Annotated in this window: 13 protein-coding genes; 2 read left to right on the forward strand and 11 right to left on the reverse strand. The window is 56.8% G+C overall.

Features of this window, described 5'->3' with window-relative positions:
* Window position 1: 1 nt before the first annotated feature.
* The 5 genes from pstA to C7476_RS28205 all read right to left on the reverse strand — a co-directional run bounded on the left by pstA (window position 2) and on the right by C7476_RS28205 (window position 4,966).
* Entirely contained in the window at window positions 2-1,321 is a 1,320-nt protein-coding gene (pstA, locus tag C7476_RS17235; RefSeq protein ID WP_114431132.1) for a phosphate ABC transporter permease PstA, read from the reverse strand.
* Window positions 1,318-2,784: a phosphate ABC transporter permease subunit PstC gene (gene pstC / locus C7476_RS17240; protein ID WP_114431133.1), complete on the reverse strand. Its 1,467-nt coding sequence runs from the start codon at window positions 2,782-2,784 to the stop codon at window positions 1,318-1,320. Before pstC ends, pstA begins: the two co-directional genes overlap by 4 nt.
* A gap of 85 nt (window positions 2,785-2,869) precedes the next feature.
* The gene (locus C7476_RS17245; protein ID WP_114431134.1) at window positions 2,870-3,910 is read right to left on the reverse strand and encodes a substrate-binding domain-containing protein; all 1,041 of its coding nucleotides are present in this window, start codon (window positions 3,908-3,910) and stop codon (window positions 2,870-2,872) included.
* Between the two features lie 385 nt (window positions 3,911-4,295).
* Window positions 4,296-4,553: a DUF982 domain-containing protein gene (locus C7476_RS17250; protein ID WP_112524224.1), complete on the reverse strand. Its 258-nt coding sequence runs from the start codon at window positions 4,551-4,553 to the stop codon at window positions 4,296-4,298.
* A 245-nt stretch (window positions 4,554-4,798) separates the two neighbouring features.
* Entirely contained in the window at window positions 4,799-4,966 is a 168-nt protein-coding gene (locus C7476_RS28205) for a hypothetical protein (protein WP_181872485.1), read from the reverse strand.
* A 113-nt stretch (window positions 4,967-5,079) separates the two neighbouring features.
* On the opposite strand from C7476_RS28205, the gene C7476_RS17260 reads away from it, so the two are divergent.
* Window positions 5,080-6,087 (forward strand): ATP-dependent DNA ligase, encoded by a 1,008-nt coding sequence (locus C7476_RS17260; protein ID WP_114431136.1) that lies wholly within the window; start codon window positions 5,080-5,082, stop codon window positions 6,085-6,087.
* A 284-nt stretch (window positions 6,088-6,371) separates the two neighbouring features.
* Here C7476_RS17260 and C7476_RS17265 read toward each other — a convergent pair whose 3' ends face one another.
* The 6 genes from C7476_RS17265 to C7476_RS17290 form a co-directional block, all read right to left on the reverse strand.
* Window positions 6,372-6,851, reverse strand: coding sequence for a DUF4189 domain-containing protein (locus tag C7476_RS17265; RefSeq protein WP_425374000.1), 480 nt, complete (start codon window positions 6,849-6,851; stop codon window positions 6,372-6,374).
* 42 nt (window positions 6,852-6,893) lie between these two features.
* The gene (locus C7476_RS17270) at window positions 6,894-7,562 is read right to left on the reverse strand and encodes a hypothetical protein (RefSeq protein ID WP_114431137.1); all 669 of its coding nucleotides are present in this window, start codon (window positions 7,560-7,562) and stop codon (window positions 6,894-6,896) included.
* 15 nt (window positions 7,563-7,577) lie between these two features.
* Complete coding sequence (locus C7476_RS17275; protein WP_114431138.1) at window positions 7,578-8,132, reverse strand: invasion associated locus B family protein; 555 nt, start codon at window positions 8,130-8,132, stop codon at window positions 7,578-7,580.
* A gap of 13 nt (window positions 8,133-8,145) precedes the next feature.
* Complete coding sequence (locus tag C7476_RS17280; protein WP_114431139.1) at window positions 8,146-12,021, reverse strand: YadA-like family protein; 3,876 nt, start codon at window positions 12,019-12,021, stop codon at window positions 8,146-8,148.
* Window positions 12,022-12,073: 52 nt separating this feature from the next.
* The gene (locus C7476_RS17285) at window positions 12,074-12,469 is read right to left on the reverse strand and encodes a hypothetical protein (RefSeq protein ID WP_114431140.1); all 396 of its coding nucleotides are present in this window, start codon (window positions 12,467-12,469) and stop codon (window positions 12,074-12,076) included.
* Window positions 12,470-12,931: 462 nt separating this feature from the next.
* Window positions 12,932-13,726, reverse strand: coding sequence for a helix-turn-helix domain-containing protein (locus C7476_RS17290; protein WP_114431227.1), 795 nt, complete (start codon window positions 13,724-13,726; stop codon window positions 12,932-12,934).
* Window positions 13,727-14,478: 752 nt separating this feature from the next.
* On the opposite strand from C7476_RS17290, the gene C7476_RS17295 reads away from it, so the two are divergent.
* Entirely contained in the window at window positions 14,479-16,914 is a 2,436-nt protein-coding gene (locus tag C7476_RS17295; RefSeq protein ID WP_114431141.1) for an ATP-binding protein, read from the forward strand.
* Window positions 16,915-17,026 lie beyond the last annotated feature (112 nt).

The raw sequence follows: 17,026 nt of genomic DNA on the forward strand, positions 1-17,026 counted from the left end.
GTTACCACCGCCGCTCGAAGCGGCGACGCAGAATGATAGCTGTGATGTTCATGACCGCTAGGAAAATCAACAACACGATGATAGCGCCGGACGTACGCTCGACAAAGGCGCGCTCCGCCTCGTTTGCCCACATATAGATCTGGACTGGCAGCGCCGTTGAAGGATCGAGCGGCGTAACTGGAGCATTGGCGACGAAAGCGACCATGCCAATCAGAAGCAGCGGCGCCGTTTCACCGAGAGCATGCGCAAGACCGATGATCGTGCCGGTCAGGATGCCGGGGGCTGCCAGCGGCAGAACGTGGTGGAAAACCATCTGGGTTTTCGACGCTCCGACGCCCAGAGCCGCCGCGCGGATCGATGGCGGAACGGCTCGCAGCGCTGCGCGTGTCGCGATGATGATCGTCGGCAATGTCATCAGCGTCAGCACCATACCGCCAACCAGCGAGGCCGAGCGCGGCATGTGAAAGAAGTTGATGAAGACCGCCAATCCGAGAAGGCCGAACACGATCGACGGAACAGCCGCGAGATTATTGATGTTGACTTCGATGATGTCCGTCAGCCGGCTCTTCTTGGCGTATTCCTCAAGATAGATGGACGCTGCGACACCAATTGGCAACGAGAGACACAGGACGATCAGCATCATGTAGAGCGAGCCGATGAGCGCAACACCAAGACCAGATGTCTCGGGGCGGCTCGACGCGCCATAGGTGAAGAGGCCGGTATTGAAGCGCTGGGACATCGCGCCCTCACCCTTCAGCTTGTTCATCCACTCGACCTGCTGGTCTGAAACCTTGCGGCGGGTCTGATCGACGGTGAGATCGATCTGGCCCTTGAAAGCGGAATCGATGTCAGCACCGGTCAGCACCCAGACGCTCTGCGTCGTGCCGATAAGCGAAGGATTGGCGACGACAAGCTCACGCAATTGTCCGCGTACCCCTTCTGAAAACAGCTTGCCGAGTTCACGCATCGCGGGCTTGTTCGTCGTCGGCACGCCCAGTTTTTCCGCGAGCGCATTGCGCGCCAGGATCGGATAATTGGCCGTCAGCAGGACGTTCGGATCAGTCGCACGCTTGTTGTCGGGATCGATGATCTTCGGGTCGAGATTGATCGCAAGGTTGACCTCGGTCTGCCAGAAGGCCGTGTAACCGTTGGAAAACACCGAATACATCAGGGCAACCAGGAAGAAGAGACCGATGGCAATCGCGGTGATACCGTAGAGCTTGAAACGGCGTTCGGCGGCATAACGGCGCTTCAGCCCAATGTCACGGCGCGCCGGACGTGCAGATGCTGGTGCAGCGGGATTGAGGGCTATGTCGGTCATTCGTACTGCTCCCGATACTTACGCACGATGTAGAGCGCAAAGATGTTCATCGCCAGAGTGATGAAAAAGAGGGTAAGGCCCAAGGCGAACGCCACCAGCGTTTGCGGTGAGTTGAATTCGAGATCGCCCGTCAGCTGATTGACGATCTTGACAGTGATCGTCGTCATCGCTTCGAACGGATTGATGTTGAGGTTGGCGGCAACACCGGCGGCCAGCACAACGATCATGGTTTCGCCGATGGCGCGTGACGCGGTTAAAAGCAGCGCGCCAACTATGCCCGGCAAGGCTGCAGGAAGAACCACGCGGCGGATCGTTTCGGACTTGGTCGAACCGAGGCCGAGCGACCCGTCGCGCAGCGAACCGGGAACGGCGGTGATGATGTCGTCGGAAAGCGACGAGACGAAGGGGATCAGCATGACACCCATGACGATGCCTGCGGTCAAAACACTCTGTGCCTGGATAAAAGCATAACCACCGGAAAGCGCGGCGCTCAGGTCGCGCAGGAATGGACCGACCGTGACGAGCGCGAAGAAACCATAGACAATCGTCGGGATACCGGCGAGCACCTCAAGCAACGGCTTGACGACGGAACGTACGCTGCGGCTGGCATATTCCGCCATGTAGATGGCGGCGAACAAGCCGACCGGCACGGCGAAGAGCATGGCCACGAACGCGATATAAAGCGTGCCAGCAAGCAGAGGGACCAAGCCGAACTGCCCTTGCGAACCGCCGGAACCCGCCGCCGCAAAGCGTGGATCCCAGACCGTGCCGAAGAAGAACGTCGAAGGCGAAACCGATTGGAAGAAGGTTATCGTCTGGAACAGCATCGACAGGATGATCCCGATGGTCGTCAGAATGGCGATACCCGACGCCGCAATGAGCGCGCCAAGAATGATGCGCTCCACATTGTTGCGCGCACGAGCCCGGACATTGACCCCGGAGAGGCCGAAGACCGCACCGGCAAGTGCCAGCACTATCGCAACAATTCCGCCGACACTGCTCGCCCAGGCGGTATTCCTGTTCCACTCGACGGCGATGGGGATCATATAATCCTGACCCTCGGTCGCAAGCGCCACACCCTTGCTGGCGAGAAGCGGCTGTAGTTCTGCAAAGGTTTGCGGAAGATTGGCCCGTTCTGCATCGCTAAGCCTGTCCAGGCCGCGCGCAATCCCGCTGACCATGCCGAGCTCAAGGCTTTGGCTGGCAATGACAGTGTCGGCGGTGCGCGTTGGCAACTCGGCAATGGCCGAGCGCTCCAGATAGACGCCGGTTGCGGCGGCCCACACTGCGATGAAAAGGACAGCTGGCAGCGCAGAAGCCAAGAAAACCCACCATCCATGATAGTGCGGCAGAGAATGCGGCTTGACGTTTCCGCCCTCTTTGCTGACAGCGCGCTGGCGGCCGATGAAGTATCCCGCCGTGGCGATCGCCATGACAATCACAAGCACCATGAAAATGGACATCTAGAGGTCTTCCCCGTACCGCAAAATTCACGTCAATCAAAAGGTAAACGGGCAGCCCAGGCCGCCCGTTTCCGTAAGCCGAAGCTTACTTCATTGTTGTGCCGGCAGAGAAGGCATCGCGCTGCGCTTTGCGTTCTGCATCTGGAGCAGCAACGAGGCCATACTCGACCAGTGGGCTGTCCGGTCCGATCATCTGATCGTTGAGGAAGAAGTCGACATACTCCTTCAGGCCAGGAATGACACCGAGATGGGCCTTCTTGACATAGAAGAACAGCGGACGGGAAACCGGGTATTTGCCGGAAGAAATGGTTTCCGTGCTCGGAACAACGCCTTCAACCGTAGCAACCTTCAGCTTGTCGGCATTGTTCTCGTAGAAGGCGAGGCCGAATACGCCAACGCCAGTCTTGTTGGCATCGATACGAGCCAGCGTTTCCGGATAATCGCCATCGATATCGATTGCCTTGCCATCCTTGCGGATTTTGACACAGGCGGCAGCGGCGGCCTTTTCGTCAAGGCCGAGCTTCTTGATCGCATCGGCAGCGCCGGTCGTCTTGCAACCGCTGGTCATCAGCTTTTCTTCGAAAACTTCGCGCGTGCCATGCTTTTCGCCAGGAATGTAAGCGGCGATATCCCAGTCCGGGAGAGCCGGATTCACCTGGTTCCATTTGCTGTTTGGATTAGCGACAAGCTTGCCGTCAACCACGATCTGGGCAGCAAGCGCTGTATAGATGTCCTTCGGCGCCAAAGCCCAATCCGGACCCTTGACGTCGGTGGCAAAAACGATGCCATCATAGCCGATGCGGATTTCCTGGACGTCCTTGACGCCGGCATCGGCGCAAGACTTCAATTCGCTCTCCTTGATCGGACGGGATGAATTGGCAATGTCGACCGTGTCTTCGCCGACGCCCTTGCAGAATTCCTTGATGCCTGCGCCGGAACCACCGGATTCAACGACTGGCGTCTTGAAATTAGGATATGTTTCGCCAAAAGTCTCGGCAACGATCTTGGCGTATGGCAGGACCGTCGAAGAGCCCGACACCTGGACCTGATCGCGTGCAGACGCTGCGACCGTCGACGCGCCTACGGCGATCGAAAGCACAGCGGCAGTGGTTAGAAGCTTGTTCATCGTGTTACTCCCGTTAGAAGCTGTTGAAGTAAGCGCTGTCTACAGAAGGTTTATAACAGTCATGTGACACTTATATTACAGTTTGGTCACAAGGGGAGGGTCACGGAAATACGAGACTTAACAAATTGAAATTGTTCAATTAAATGAATTGTAAGCCGGCTGCGCCCATCGTTCCTGAGGGGATGACCGTCAAAGATTCAACGATTTCAATAACATCCTTCGGGAGAATTGCGACAGCTTTTACAACCGCAAGTGGCAAAAGCCGCTTTGCACAGCTGCGTAATCTCTTCGACAGTGCAAAAGATGGTCAAAAATCTAATTCTCGCTCCCATGCGGATGGCGCGAGATAGAAGTATCCGCTGCAGCAACCTCACGCCACTTTAGTTCATTTCAACGTGGGCTTGCCTATCAATACACCCGCGCGCTGCGCGGCAATGACGAATGCTTGCCTCGCCTTTGCCGGCGGCATCCAGCCTTCGAGGGCATCCCGGCACATTCGCGTGGCACGCCGGTATTCGACCCCATCCTGCTGTGGCCATTGGTTCTTCAGACACTCCAATGCCTCCCACGCCGAAGAGACGAGGCGAAGCCCCATGGCACCGAGGCTGATCAGTACTGGAGATGAAAAAGACTTGTCGTTCATGACCCGCTGCCCCCCGTTTTGTACGAAACAGCGATATTTGCGTAGCTCGAATTCGAAATCATAGTTGTACTCCATCGAGAATTACGAACTATGTTTCCTCCTGTTCCCTGGTCTTTTTATTTGGACTTCTAGGATGAGCAATGATCTCAGATTTGCATTTACCCTGCAATACCCCAATTCGGACGATACACCTATTTCAATCGTTCGGTGTGACGTCGGATTAGAAGTGTTTAGCTTCGTCCCATTCATAGCTCGCGTGGACGCTCCTTCTCTTTGTCGTCTTCTAGTTCCGATTGCTGTTTTGGCGTCGGCGGTTGGCCGGGTGCGGGGAAAGGCGTATCGCGCGGCTTGGGTTTTTCCGGAAGCTTTGTGCCTCGTTCCTCGGGACGGGGCGGCGTTATGGGCGCGTTCATGAGCGTGGTTCCTTTCTGCATTTATGTACATTGGCAACTTCCGGCGCTGCGTTTTGTTCCGGTTTAGCGGAACCCTATGCCAAGGAAGTCGGTTCCGGACAAAAGGACTTGCAATGGCGCCCGCACCTGAATTTTCTCTTCCTCTGGATACTGCACCCATGGAAGCACGCACCACAGAAGTGCTGCCCGCGGCCGGCGGGCCTTGGCAATATGAGCCGAAATGGGACGGATTTCGCTGCCTGGCCTTCAAGAAGGGCGAAAACATTCGCTTGTTCGCCAAATCCGGAAAGGATCTTGGGCGCTATTTTCCCGAGATGGTCGCATACCTCAAGACGGCGAGGGCCGTTGAGTTTGTGATCGATGGGGAGCTGGTAGTGATTATTGACGGCAAACCGGAATTCGATGCGCTGCAAATGCGTTTACATCCGGCTGAAAGCCGAATCCGCAAACTCTCGCTGTCAACGCCGGCGAAGTTCACTGTGTTCGATATCCTGGCAGATGAGAACGGTGCGGTACTGCTCGAGCTGCCACTCCGGCAACGGCGCAGTCTGCTGGAGCGGTTCGTGCAATCGGTCCAGGACGAGGACAAATTGGTTATCTCGCCGGCGACCACCGATCGAGCCAAGGCGCAGACCTGGCTGGACGCTTCGGGACATGGTGCAACGGACGGCGTCGTCGCCAAACTCCTCGATGCACCCTATAGGCCGGGAGAGCGGACAATGCTAAAAGTCAAACGTATCCGCACTGCCGATTGCGTCGTGGGCGGCTTCCGTTACCGAAGCGGTACGAACGTTGTCGGGTCGCTGTTGCTCGGCTTATACAATAAGAATGGCATGCTCGATCATGTGGGGTTTACCTCCATGATATCCGCCTCCGAAGCGCCGGCGCTGACCCCAAAGCTCGAGGCGCTGAAGGGGGAAGGTTTCACGGGTCGTGCACCCGGCGGCCCGAGCCGTTGGGCGACCGGGAAGAGCAGTGAATGGCAGCCTTTGCGGCCGGAATTGGTGGTTGAGGTCAAGTTCGATCATGTGACCAATGACCGCTTCCGCCATGGTACCCGATTTGTGCGTTGGCGACCCGACAAAGCGCCGCGACAATGCACATTCGAACAGATCGGGTGAAATGGAGGAAAGAGGCATGGCAGAGCGCCGGCATTCGGATGTACCGCCACACCCGGATCCAGTCACGAGCGCCGCTGCGTCGCCCATATCAAGCCCGATTCGACGGCTCTGTCCCGAAAGGCATACCAAGTGTTGTGAGGTGACAAGATGAATCGCTCGGTTTAACGGCCGCACCCCAAGCCAGTCTGAGTCGATGAACCCGTAAAACTCGCAACCGGCCCCTTTTAAATTCTAAGCCCTCAATTGGTGTGTTTTGTCCTGTCCCGTTCTCTCGACAATAGACGTTAGGTACAAACCCACTCGCGAACCTTGCATTCCTGCCCCTCACCTCCGCAGAGATTGGTCGCCTTTTCCTCTGCCTTCTGTCGAGTCTCTTCCGAGGCAGCTCCCCAGGGCGAGGTTCCACCGGCTGCAGGTTTTCCTACAGCCAAAGCGGCACAATGCTCATAAGGAAAGCCGGTGTCATCATCGTCTTTCCAGTGACGATGATTGCGGAAAACCGTGACAACCTTGCAGTTTTTTCCGTCTGCGTTCTCGCAATATTTGAGGGCGGTATTCTCGGCTTCATCTCGCTTGTCCGCTCCCCAAAAGAAACCGTGGCGATTGTCCGTTATGGAGTAGGCAAGTGCGCCCCAGATCCCTTTCTCCGCGAGGATCGGTTCGGGAATTGACTCGGGATCAGACATATCGGCTGCACGGCTGCTCGGAGTAAGCCCAACGACCATTGCGAGCAACCCAATCGAGAGGATCCGCTTAACATACATATGAACGCTCCATTGTCCGGGTTGACAGAATGATATGCCGTTTCATCCTGCCAAACTCCCCACAGAAACGACGACACAGGAATTGCCCGAGGAGATCAGCAGCGCTTGACCGGAATTATTTGCGAGATTGTAATAGGGTGTCCCAGAAAGAGTTTCGGCGAGTGTGCTTCCCTGCGGCAAGGTTGCAACTACCTCCTGGCAGGGCTTTTGAAACGGTGCCACGCGGACAAAAGTCCCCTCGCAACCCTCACCCGTCGGTGAAGCAACGATGACGCCAGCTGCTTTTTCCTTATATTCTGGAGTGTCGTAGCTCATGCCTGCAACGGCTTGTACGGAATGTGCATCGGGAGAAGTCTTGTTCCACTGGGTGTTAACAGCGTAGGTCGAGCCAAAGGTCAGCGCTTGCCCGAGTACCGGAACAAGATTGGCACAGGTACTGATGCCTGCTTGGCTGACGTGTTTATGGAATGGCGTATCACCTTTGGCGCTTTCGGGAGCTTGAGCCTGGGCCGTCGCTTCAGTAAACAACAGCGCACCGATGTGTGAGCTGATTTGAAAAGCGAGTGCCGCCCCGGCCGCCAGAAAAGCACCGATGCTGCAGAATAATGTGATCCGCCGCACGAGCTGGGAACTTGCACCGGCCGACGCTTCCTCATCTGACTTGCTCTGCGAACGGGATAGTATCCGATCATTGATTGATTGCTTGGTCAATTTTACATTCTTTCACTATTTGATCGCGGACAGGGCAGCCGCAAGTCCTTTGAATGGGGCATCGATACTGACGTCCTGACCCACGCCCATCGGATACGAAACCCGGGCCGTCGTCTCTTTAACAATTTCCTGGCGCAGGATCGGACCGACAGGCTGATAACCAATACAGACCGACGCGTCGCAAGCCGCAACGTCGACATCTACGTCGCGGTCCGTAAGTTTCAGCGAAATTTTGCTACCCGTGCCGATTGCTGGCGGCACGCGCAAGATCATGAACGGCTTACCGTCCACATTTGCTGCCAGCGACCAGCTGAATATCTGCGCTCCCGTTTCATCGGTAAAGGTCTGGCTGATGTTGCACACTTTGCGCCTGGTCTTCAGGTTCTCGTCACAAATGAGAATCCAGTTCTCAAAGGGTTGGGTGATCCGCCGATACTTGCCCATGGGCACGTCTTGTGGCACCAGCACGTCCGATGGCTTGATTTTATAGCCTCCTGCCGCGGCCTGGTTGCCCGTCAAAAGCAGGCAAACCAGGATCTTCACTATTATCGAAGACTTTTCTCGCAGCATTTTGTCAGGCGTCTCAGTTCAGGGTAAGGCTGATGCCGGCGCCAACACCAACATTGCCACCTGTTGTGGCACCAGACAGATTGGCACGTACGCGTCCATTCTCGCTGGTGTAGCCGGCACCAAAGGCCAATGCACCTTCGTTGCGCCAGTAACCACCACCCATCGAGACACTGAGTTTGCCGGGACGATCGTCATAGCGCAGCGATGCCGCGGCCAAGCCGATCGCAGCCGCCCCTCGAGCTTCACTGCGAACCTCACCGATATCGTTACTGAGCTGACCGAACTTGGAGTCGGCGTAGGCGTTGGCACTGCTAAGCGTCGTCGCACCGACCTGGTCGGCATAGGATTTGGAATCTGTCAGTGTCGTGGCCATCCCATCATTCAGTTGCTTGACATTCACTGCATCCGTATTGCTAACACCGGCGGCGACATTGCTGATCAGAACCGGCGCGCCGGGATCACCGCCCTGGAGCGTGATTGTGTTCGACTTCGTGCCATCTGGTTTGTCGTCATACTGGACCGCCGAGTCTCCAAGATTGCCAATGCCCGTCGTGAGCGCTTCGATCGACTGGTTCGTTGCGTAGAGCTGGCTGCCGTTGATGGCGTCGGTCGACGTCCCACTGATCTGGCCCGCCGCCACGTTGGTGATTGTACGCTCCGCACCGGCACTGCCGACACTCACTGTCGAAGTGGGATTGGTACCGGCAAAGTTATAGGTGGTCCCGTTTATAGTGGTGCTGGTCGTTGCGACCGCGCTCGACGTGGTCGACCCGGCACCCAGTGCCACATCCCCGGCCTGCGCGGTGGCCTGGGCTCCCGCTCCAAGCGCAACGTTGGTTGCGAAAGTGGTGGTCGCCCCGGCACCGAGTGCCATGGACTGGATGCCGTTCGCCTGAGCATTGGTACCGAGAGCCACCGAGTCTGCAAAATTGACCGTAGCGTTCTGACCGATGGCGATACCGCCCGGAGCGGTTTGCTGGACGAGCGCACCATTGCCTATGCCAATGCCATTGTCGCCATTGACGACTGTCGATGGGCCTACTGCCACAGAATCGGTTCCAACCGCGAGCGAATCCGGCAGGACGGAGTTGGCGTGGAAGTATCTGGTCGTCGTGGTCGCGAACGATCTGAGCGCGCCGGTAAGTTGGCGAATGGTAACGGCATCGCTGTCCTCGGTGCCATCGGCCACATTGGTGATCTGGCGATAGCCGGTGGCATTTCCGACCGATACGGCACCGAGCAGGGTGAGATCGGTGGTATTGAAGGGGATAAAGGTTCCAATCGTTCCGGTCGACGGTGCGAGAGCACGGTCCGATACTGACCCTGCGCCGAGTGCTATGCCCCCGAGCACCGTTGTCTGGGTGTTATAACCCAAAGCAAGAGACTCTGCTGCGGCCGACGATGCGGCAACGCCTGCCGCCAATGAGTTGATTCCGGTCGCGCCATCATTGGCATAGTTTGCCTGCTGGGTCCCCCCGTCATTGTAGCTGTAATAGTGCGTAAGCTGACCCGACACGGCGTCGATCGACTGGATTGTCGCAAAGAGCTGTGATCCGTTGATCGCGTCGGTCGACCCTCCGTTGATCTGGCCCGCAGCCACGTTGGTAATGGTACGTTCAGCGCCGACCGCCCCAACACTGACAGTCGAAGTCGGCGTTGTACCGGCGAAAGTATAGCTGACGCCATTGATCGTGGTTCCGGGGGTGGCGACCGCAACTGCGGTCTGGCTACCGGAGCCAAGCGCCACATCATTCGCATTGGTGGCGGTGGCGCCATTACCGACGGATACCGAGCCAGCGCCGGTTGCGGTGGATACCGGGCCGATGGCTACGGAATCTGCCCCCGTTGCGGCGGAATCCGCGAGCGTCGAGTTGGCGTGGAAATATTTGATGCCACCGCCATCGTTGATATTGTTGATCGTGGCACCAAGACTGTCGACTGCACTGTTGGTGGCGAAGAGCTGCGAGCCGTTGATCGCATCGGTTGACGTCGCACTGATTCGGCCCGCCGCCAGATTGGTGATGGTGCGTTCAGCACCGGGCGCGCCGATGCTGACCGTGGAGGTCGGAGTGGTCCCTTCAAAGGCGTAGGTCGTGCCGTTGATTACTGCGCTGGGCGTGCCGATCGCCACCGATGTGACTGAGCCTGACCCCAGAGCAACATCGTCGGCATTGTTCGCCACTGCAGCGTCACCGAAGGCGACCGCGCCCGCGGCGCCCGCACGGCTGAAGTTGCCTAGCGCCACGGAGCCCTGGCCGATCGCAACATTGTTGTTACCGATGGCGACCGCGCCGTTGGCCGCATTGGCCGCCGTGGCGCTCGCTGTGCCGTCGGCATTGGCGATGTTATTCGCGCCGCCCGTGAAGGCGCCGGTGCCGCTGGCGTAGCTCGGATCGCCGATAGCGACCGCGCCGTCGCCATAGGCGACGTTGCCGGCGCCGATGGCGACAGCCTTGCCGCCGCTGGCGTTTGCGTTGGTGCCGATGGCAACGGCGTCGACGGAACTCGCAGTGGACTGGAGACCGACCGCGATGGCGTTGGTTGCGGACGCCGACACGTCCGTGCCGATGCCGATGGCGCTCTGTGCGCTGGCGCCTGCTCCAAAAGTGCGCGAGCCGAGATAGATAGAGTTCAACCCGGACGCGCTCGCCGAAACGCCGACAGCGACGGCATTCGTGCCGCTGGTTACGGCGCCGATACCGAGCGCGGTGCTGGCGATTCCGCTGGCACTGGCGCTGACGCCGGCAGCGAGAGAATTGGCTCCCGCCGCACTCGCTCCAGATCCGAATGCGGATGCGTTCTGGCCGCTGGCAATGGCGTCCTGGCCCATGGCGATCGTAACGTCGCCGCTCGCCAGGGCCCTTACGCCGAACGCCATCGCTGCAGCACCGGTCGCATCGGCGGAGTTGCCAAGTGCGACGGAATTGATCCCCGACGCCACAGTGTTGGTGCCGAACGCGTAGGCACCACCGGCCGATGCGTTGGCCAGGACACCCATCGACACGGCATTAGCCCCGGTCGCCTGGCTCTGGCGCCCGATCGCAGTGGCGTCGCGCGCGTTTGCCGTCACGTCCGTGCCGATGGCGATGGCGCCCTGTTGAAGGGCGCCCCCTCCCGCAACAGTGCGGTTGCCGAGATTGATGGCGTTGACCGCAGTCGAGGTCGCCTGGAAGCCGATGGCGATGGAATTCTGCTGGCTTGCGACGGCGCTATTACCCTGGGCAAGCGCATCCAGCCCCGACGCTGTTGCCCCAAACCCGAGCGCGGTGGCGCGCAGCCCGGTCGCCCGGGTAACATAGCCGATCGCCGTCGAGTTCACTCCGTCGGCACGCGCATTCAGGCCAAAGGCGGCCGAGCCTGCGGCTGCAACCGAGTTGACGCCAATGGAGCTTGCTCCGTCGCCGGTCGCCTGGGCATTCCCGCCCAAGGCGAGTGCGTTGACGCCGTTCGCGCCGGCGAAGACGCCTATACCTATGGCGTTGAGACCATTGACACCCATCGAATAGCCGATGGCGATCGAAGCGTTGCCCGTTGCACTGTTAGAGGTGCCCAACGCCACGCTGTTCGTGCCATTCGCTTGGGCACCGTTACCGATGGCGACGGCGTTGCCGGCTGATGCCGTGCCGCCGCCAGCCTGGTATTGCGCCAATGCCGGCGTGGCTACGCCCCCGAAGGCGATCATGCCCAATGCAACCGCCAGCATCCTGCCGCCGCCCAGCATGCCAAGCCCCAGACCTTTGCGGCGCATGCCGAGCACACGATGCGCCCTGCGCAAGGCCGCCATCAGACGCCGGCGCAGGGAGCGGTTGTCTTCGAGTGCCCCCGGCACCCAATTTGCCGTGAAGCGGGCGATCTGACGGAAAGCAGTCACACTTGGCAAATGCGTCATTTAGCAGTCCCTTTCAAATCGGTCACGGCTGGTTCTCCTCTGAAACCGCCATTCATTTCCGGTCCAGAGTATTGGTCTGAATTGCCGCGGTGCGGTCGGCACCAACGTATCGGACGAAAAGTGCGTGCCCATCCTTGCGGCCAATCGCCTCGATCGGATCAAGAGAGCTCGTATACCAGTCGTCCCCGTCGGCGGGCGTCGCCAGAAGCGCCTCCGCCACCCGTTCGGACGGCATCACGCGAACAAGATAGTTTCGGATCGCTTCGAGATGCTGTTCTGGCGGTCGGCCTTTGTAGAAAGGAGTCGTCAGGCCCAACACGTAGGTTGCAAGCAGAAGGTCGCATCGCGGATCGGGCAACGCCGTCTGTTGTCGCTTCTCCAGCGATACCAGAACGGCACTTATTCTTTGATTAAGTTCATCGACAAGGGACTGGGATAGACCGGACATTGCCGGCTTCCAATCACCTGGCCGGCTGATTCCTCCGCCCAGGTACCGGGTTATGCCGACTTGGGCTATCGGCCATAAACGTTTACGGAACGCACCAAATTGAGTTTCCACCAGTGACAAGATATGTCGCACTCCGCTTCACATTCGGAATTGACAACATAATTTTTGACAAAAATATATCATTATAGTGCCGCTTTTACAGGATCGCGCTTCCACGGAATGATTAGGTTTAACAAAAAGAGGTTAATCTACTTTATCGCTAAATATTGTCCCGGTTTCGGAGACTTGTTGCTACAGACGAAGATCAATTGGACACGATGGCTCAAGTAAACAGGCGGTTTAGCCGCCTGTGCTGGATTGGCCTGCCAACGGTGCGCAACACCGAATCCTTTGTTCCCCTAGCACTCGGTTTGATTTGATATAATTCGAAAGCGGATCAAGTCGGGTTTATGCTTGAAGCGATCAGTTAGTGGTTCTGATCTTGCCAGGCGTTATATGCTTGAATCGCTTCATTGTATTTGTCAGATGACTCTGACTCGAAAACCCGGTTTGAAAAGCAATATCTGAAATCGACAGATTGGTTTTGATCAAGAGCTTTTCAGCCATTTTCAGGCGCAGATTTACAAGATACTGATGTGGCGGCATGCCAAACGTCAGCGTGAATGCCCGAATAAAATGACTGGGAGACATGCGGGAGATTCGCGCAAGATCGTTAATCGACAAGTTTTCGGACAAGTTTTCGTTCATATATTCTACTGTCCGCTTCGACGTTTGTCCCGACAGCCGTCGGGACGCGGTAGCCTTCAAGTGCAGTTTGGCGTTCGAATAGTGTCTCAGAAGATGAATACCAAACACCGTAAGGAGGGCATCGAGATATAATGGATTACTTGTGGAAGCAGAGACTTCGCTGGCCATAGCTTTTGCGAGCCGCAACGCCCGTAGATCGATATGCCCGAATTTTGGCGGCCGCAGTTCCCAGTTGGCCCCTTCGAGTTCGGATGACGCAAGGTCCGAATAGGCACTGGCGCCAAAAGCAATTGCTGCATTCCGTTTCGTCGTGGACCATTTCAGCGTCCGGTCGACATTCGATGGATTGACAACCAGCATTCCGACGGCAGCGTCGAACGTTTGCAAACGATCGCTTGCAAAGGCCGCTTCCATATTGGGTGACGGGGCCAGAATTACCGTAGCGAATTCCGCATTGGTATGAAATGTCAGCGAGCCGGGAGGCCGGGAAACATCAATTACGCCCCCCATCGGCGTTTCCAATCTCGGCCCGACTTTGTTCGGAATCGCGGACAGCATCCCTGCTTCGCAGTTCAAGTCCAACTCCACAAGATTGTGATTATGCGGACCATTCATCGCACAAAGCCATTCATTTCCAGCGCGTCTACAAAACCCGCCTTATTGAGAGAACAAATGCCTATCTCCAGATCACAACATATGCGCGTCAAAGACGTGACGATTCCCGTTGCACCAGGCAACAATAATAGACCAGCAACCTCATCGATTGTGCCAACGACCATGTTTAGAATTGGACATCAGGGGCTATCGTAGCGCAATCCAATACCAACGGTTGATTGATACCTCCGAGCAGACGATGATTACTTAGCGTGCCCATTATATAGTACTTATGTAAATCGAAAGATGCAAATGACAGCGTATCCGAACTGTTTTGTGACCATTCAGTTAACGGAGGCGACAGCACTAATTTTTCTCACAACAATAATATAATAGTATCAAACAGATGATGGAAATCTGCCAGGAGATCGCGCACACGACACTCGAGGGAAATCCCCCTTGTCAATAAGCATTTGTAACTAGAGGTGACAATAAAAGCAACTTTGTGCAACAAGGGTCATAATCTACAAGTTACGCGACGGTGCGCCCGGAAATCGTTAGCAGCTTCATGGAGAATCCCCATCTGACAGCGAAACGCAAAACCAGTATGTAGGATGATTTGTTAGTTTAAAATCTGATAACGTCTGAGCGAACAGGGGAAGAGCAAGATGTCGTTTGAAACAGTTATTCACCTCATCCAGAGTGCAAGTGTCCTCGTCGTTGCGGCGTTGCTTCTAGCCCTGCTTGGGTCCAGATTGGATCGCCGTCCACTGACCAGGCGTTTGGTGATCGGACTGATCTTCGGGATCGCTGGCTTTCTTTCGATGGCTGGGCCCCTGGAGATCTTGCCGGGCATCCTTTTGGATGCGCGAAGCGTCGTGATCGCATTGTCTGCCGGATTCGGCGGCATTGTCGGCGTGACGGTTACCGCTGCGATCGTGATTGCCGTACGCTTGTGGATTGATTCTGGTGCACTTCCCGGTGTCGTGGGCATCGTCGTAACAGCGCTCGGTGGCGCCTTGTATTGGTATTTCACGGCAAGGCATCGTCCGCTCAAGTTTCAGGATCTCGTTGCCTTGGGTCTCGTTGCTACCTTGTTGCCGCTCCCCACACTCCTGCTGTTGCCCAAAGAAACCGCACTGCTACTGGTGAAGGATGCTTTACCCTTTACACTGCCAATCAACTTTGCTGCGACCATCTTGATGGGCCTTCTGGTGCTTGGCGATCGTCAGCGTCGCTGGGCCCTTTCTTCGATGAAGGACGCCGTCGAACGTCTTCAAGGCGTCACCGATAATGCGCCGGGAATGTTCTTCCAGCAAAAAATTTCGCCGGATGGAAAGCCGACCCTTTTGTTCGTCTCGAAAGGCGTGGAACGGCTCTTGGGCGTTTCGCCCGAGGATTTCGTCAATGGCAGTATCGATCCCATGTCGAGGGTGCCGGATGCCTATAAGGAAGAGGTCACGGCCAAGCTTCGGCAGGCCGCTGTGAACTCAACTGCCTGGGATCTGGAGACGCCTTATTATATGAGCAATGGCTCAGAAATCTGGCTGCGTGGTCAGGCGCAACCTCGGCAGGATGACAATGGCCAGACGCTGTGGGAAGGATTCCTGATCGACATTACTGCGCAAAAACAGGCCGAGCAGATGAAGAACGAATTCATCTCGACAGTCAGTCATGAGCTGCGGACACCATTGACGTCGATCCGCGGCTCTTTGGGCTTGATAACCGGCGGGGCGGCGGGCGAACTTCCACCCAAGGCCAAAACACTTCTTCAGATAGCCCAGGCCAACAGCGAGCGCCTCGTCAGGCTGATCAACGATATTCTCGACATGGAGCGGATCGAATCCGGCCGTATGCCATTCCATATCCAAGCCTATGGTTTGCGGCATCTCATTGATCAAGCCGTCGAGGCAAACAGTGGCTATTTCAACGAGCACAGCATCGGCTGGACGATCAAGGACAATGCACCAGGAGCAGAGGTACTCGTCGACAGCGACCGCTTTCACCAGGTGATGAACAATCTCCTGTCCAATGCCATCAAGTTTTCCCCTGCTGGCGGGGACGTGTCGATATCCCTTGATTCTCGACCGAAAAGCATTCGCGTCTCCGTCAGTGATCGCGGTCCGGGCATTCCCGAAGCGTTCCGAACCCGAATATTCGGCAAGTTTGAACAGGCGGACTCTTCGGATACCAAACAAAAAGGCGGTACTGGACTGGGGCTTTCCATTTCCAAGGCCATCGCCGAACGCCTCGGCGGAGCACTCTCGTTCGAATCGCAGGCAGGTCAGGGAACAACTTTTTACGTCGACGTTCCCATTGCCGAGCAAATCGAATTACAGGCACCTCTCGTTACCGAGGGATGGGACCGGGTTCTGGTCGTCGAAGACGATCACGACGTTGCCAGACTGATAAAAATACTCCTCCAAGACGAAGGCATCGATTGCGATATCGCCCACGGCGTTGCATCGGCGAAACGGCTCATTCGGGAAAACAACTACAAAGCCATCACCTTGGACATTCGGCTTGCTGGCGAAAGCGGCATCGAGGTATTTAGGGATTTGAGGGCAAACAAAGCCACAGAACATCTGCCCGTCGTGGTCATTTCTGCAATCGTCGATGAAGCCAGAGCTGCAATCAACGGCTCGGCCCTGGGTGTGGTCGACTGGATTCAAAAACCCGTCGATCCCGAGAGATTTGCTCTGGCCATTCGCAAGGCTTGCCAAACATCTGCTGGTAAGCCGAGAATCCTGCACATCGAAGATGATCTCAGTGTCCGCGAAGTCATTGCAGCGGCGATAGGCGATGATGTTTCAATCGATGGGGTGACCACAAGCGCCGAAGCATTGGAGCGTTTGGCCGGCAATAACTATTCAACGGTGATCCTCGATCTCTCCTTGCCGGATGGTTCCGGCGCCGACCTCCTTCCGTTTATTCCCACAGGGACAGCTGTCATAATTTTTTCGGCTATGGACATAAGCGAGGCCCTCAAGCAGCAAGTGACGGCCGCGTTGACCAAGACCAGGACAACCGAAATAGATGTCGCCAAGGTCATCCGCGATGTCATGGCCAAAAGCGTGGCGTCGCGAACCCCTGAGAAGACGTGAACGACGTCCGGTTATGCATCATCTCGTCAGAATCCTTATGTTGCAAGCCACTTTGCTGGTCGGGAGTACTCTATCGGCATACGCTGATTGGCTCGATTTGTGCAAAGGCAGT

The sequence above is a fragment of the Phyllobacterium bourgognense genome, from assembly GCF_003337575.1.
Lineage (GTDB): Bacteria > Pseudomonadota > Alphaproteobacteria > Rhizobiales > Rhizobiaceae > Phyllobacterium > Phyllobacterium bourgognense.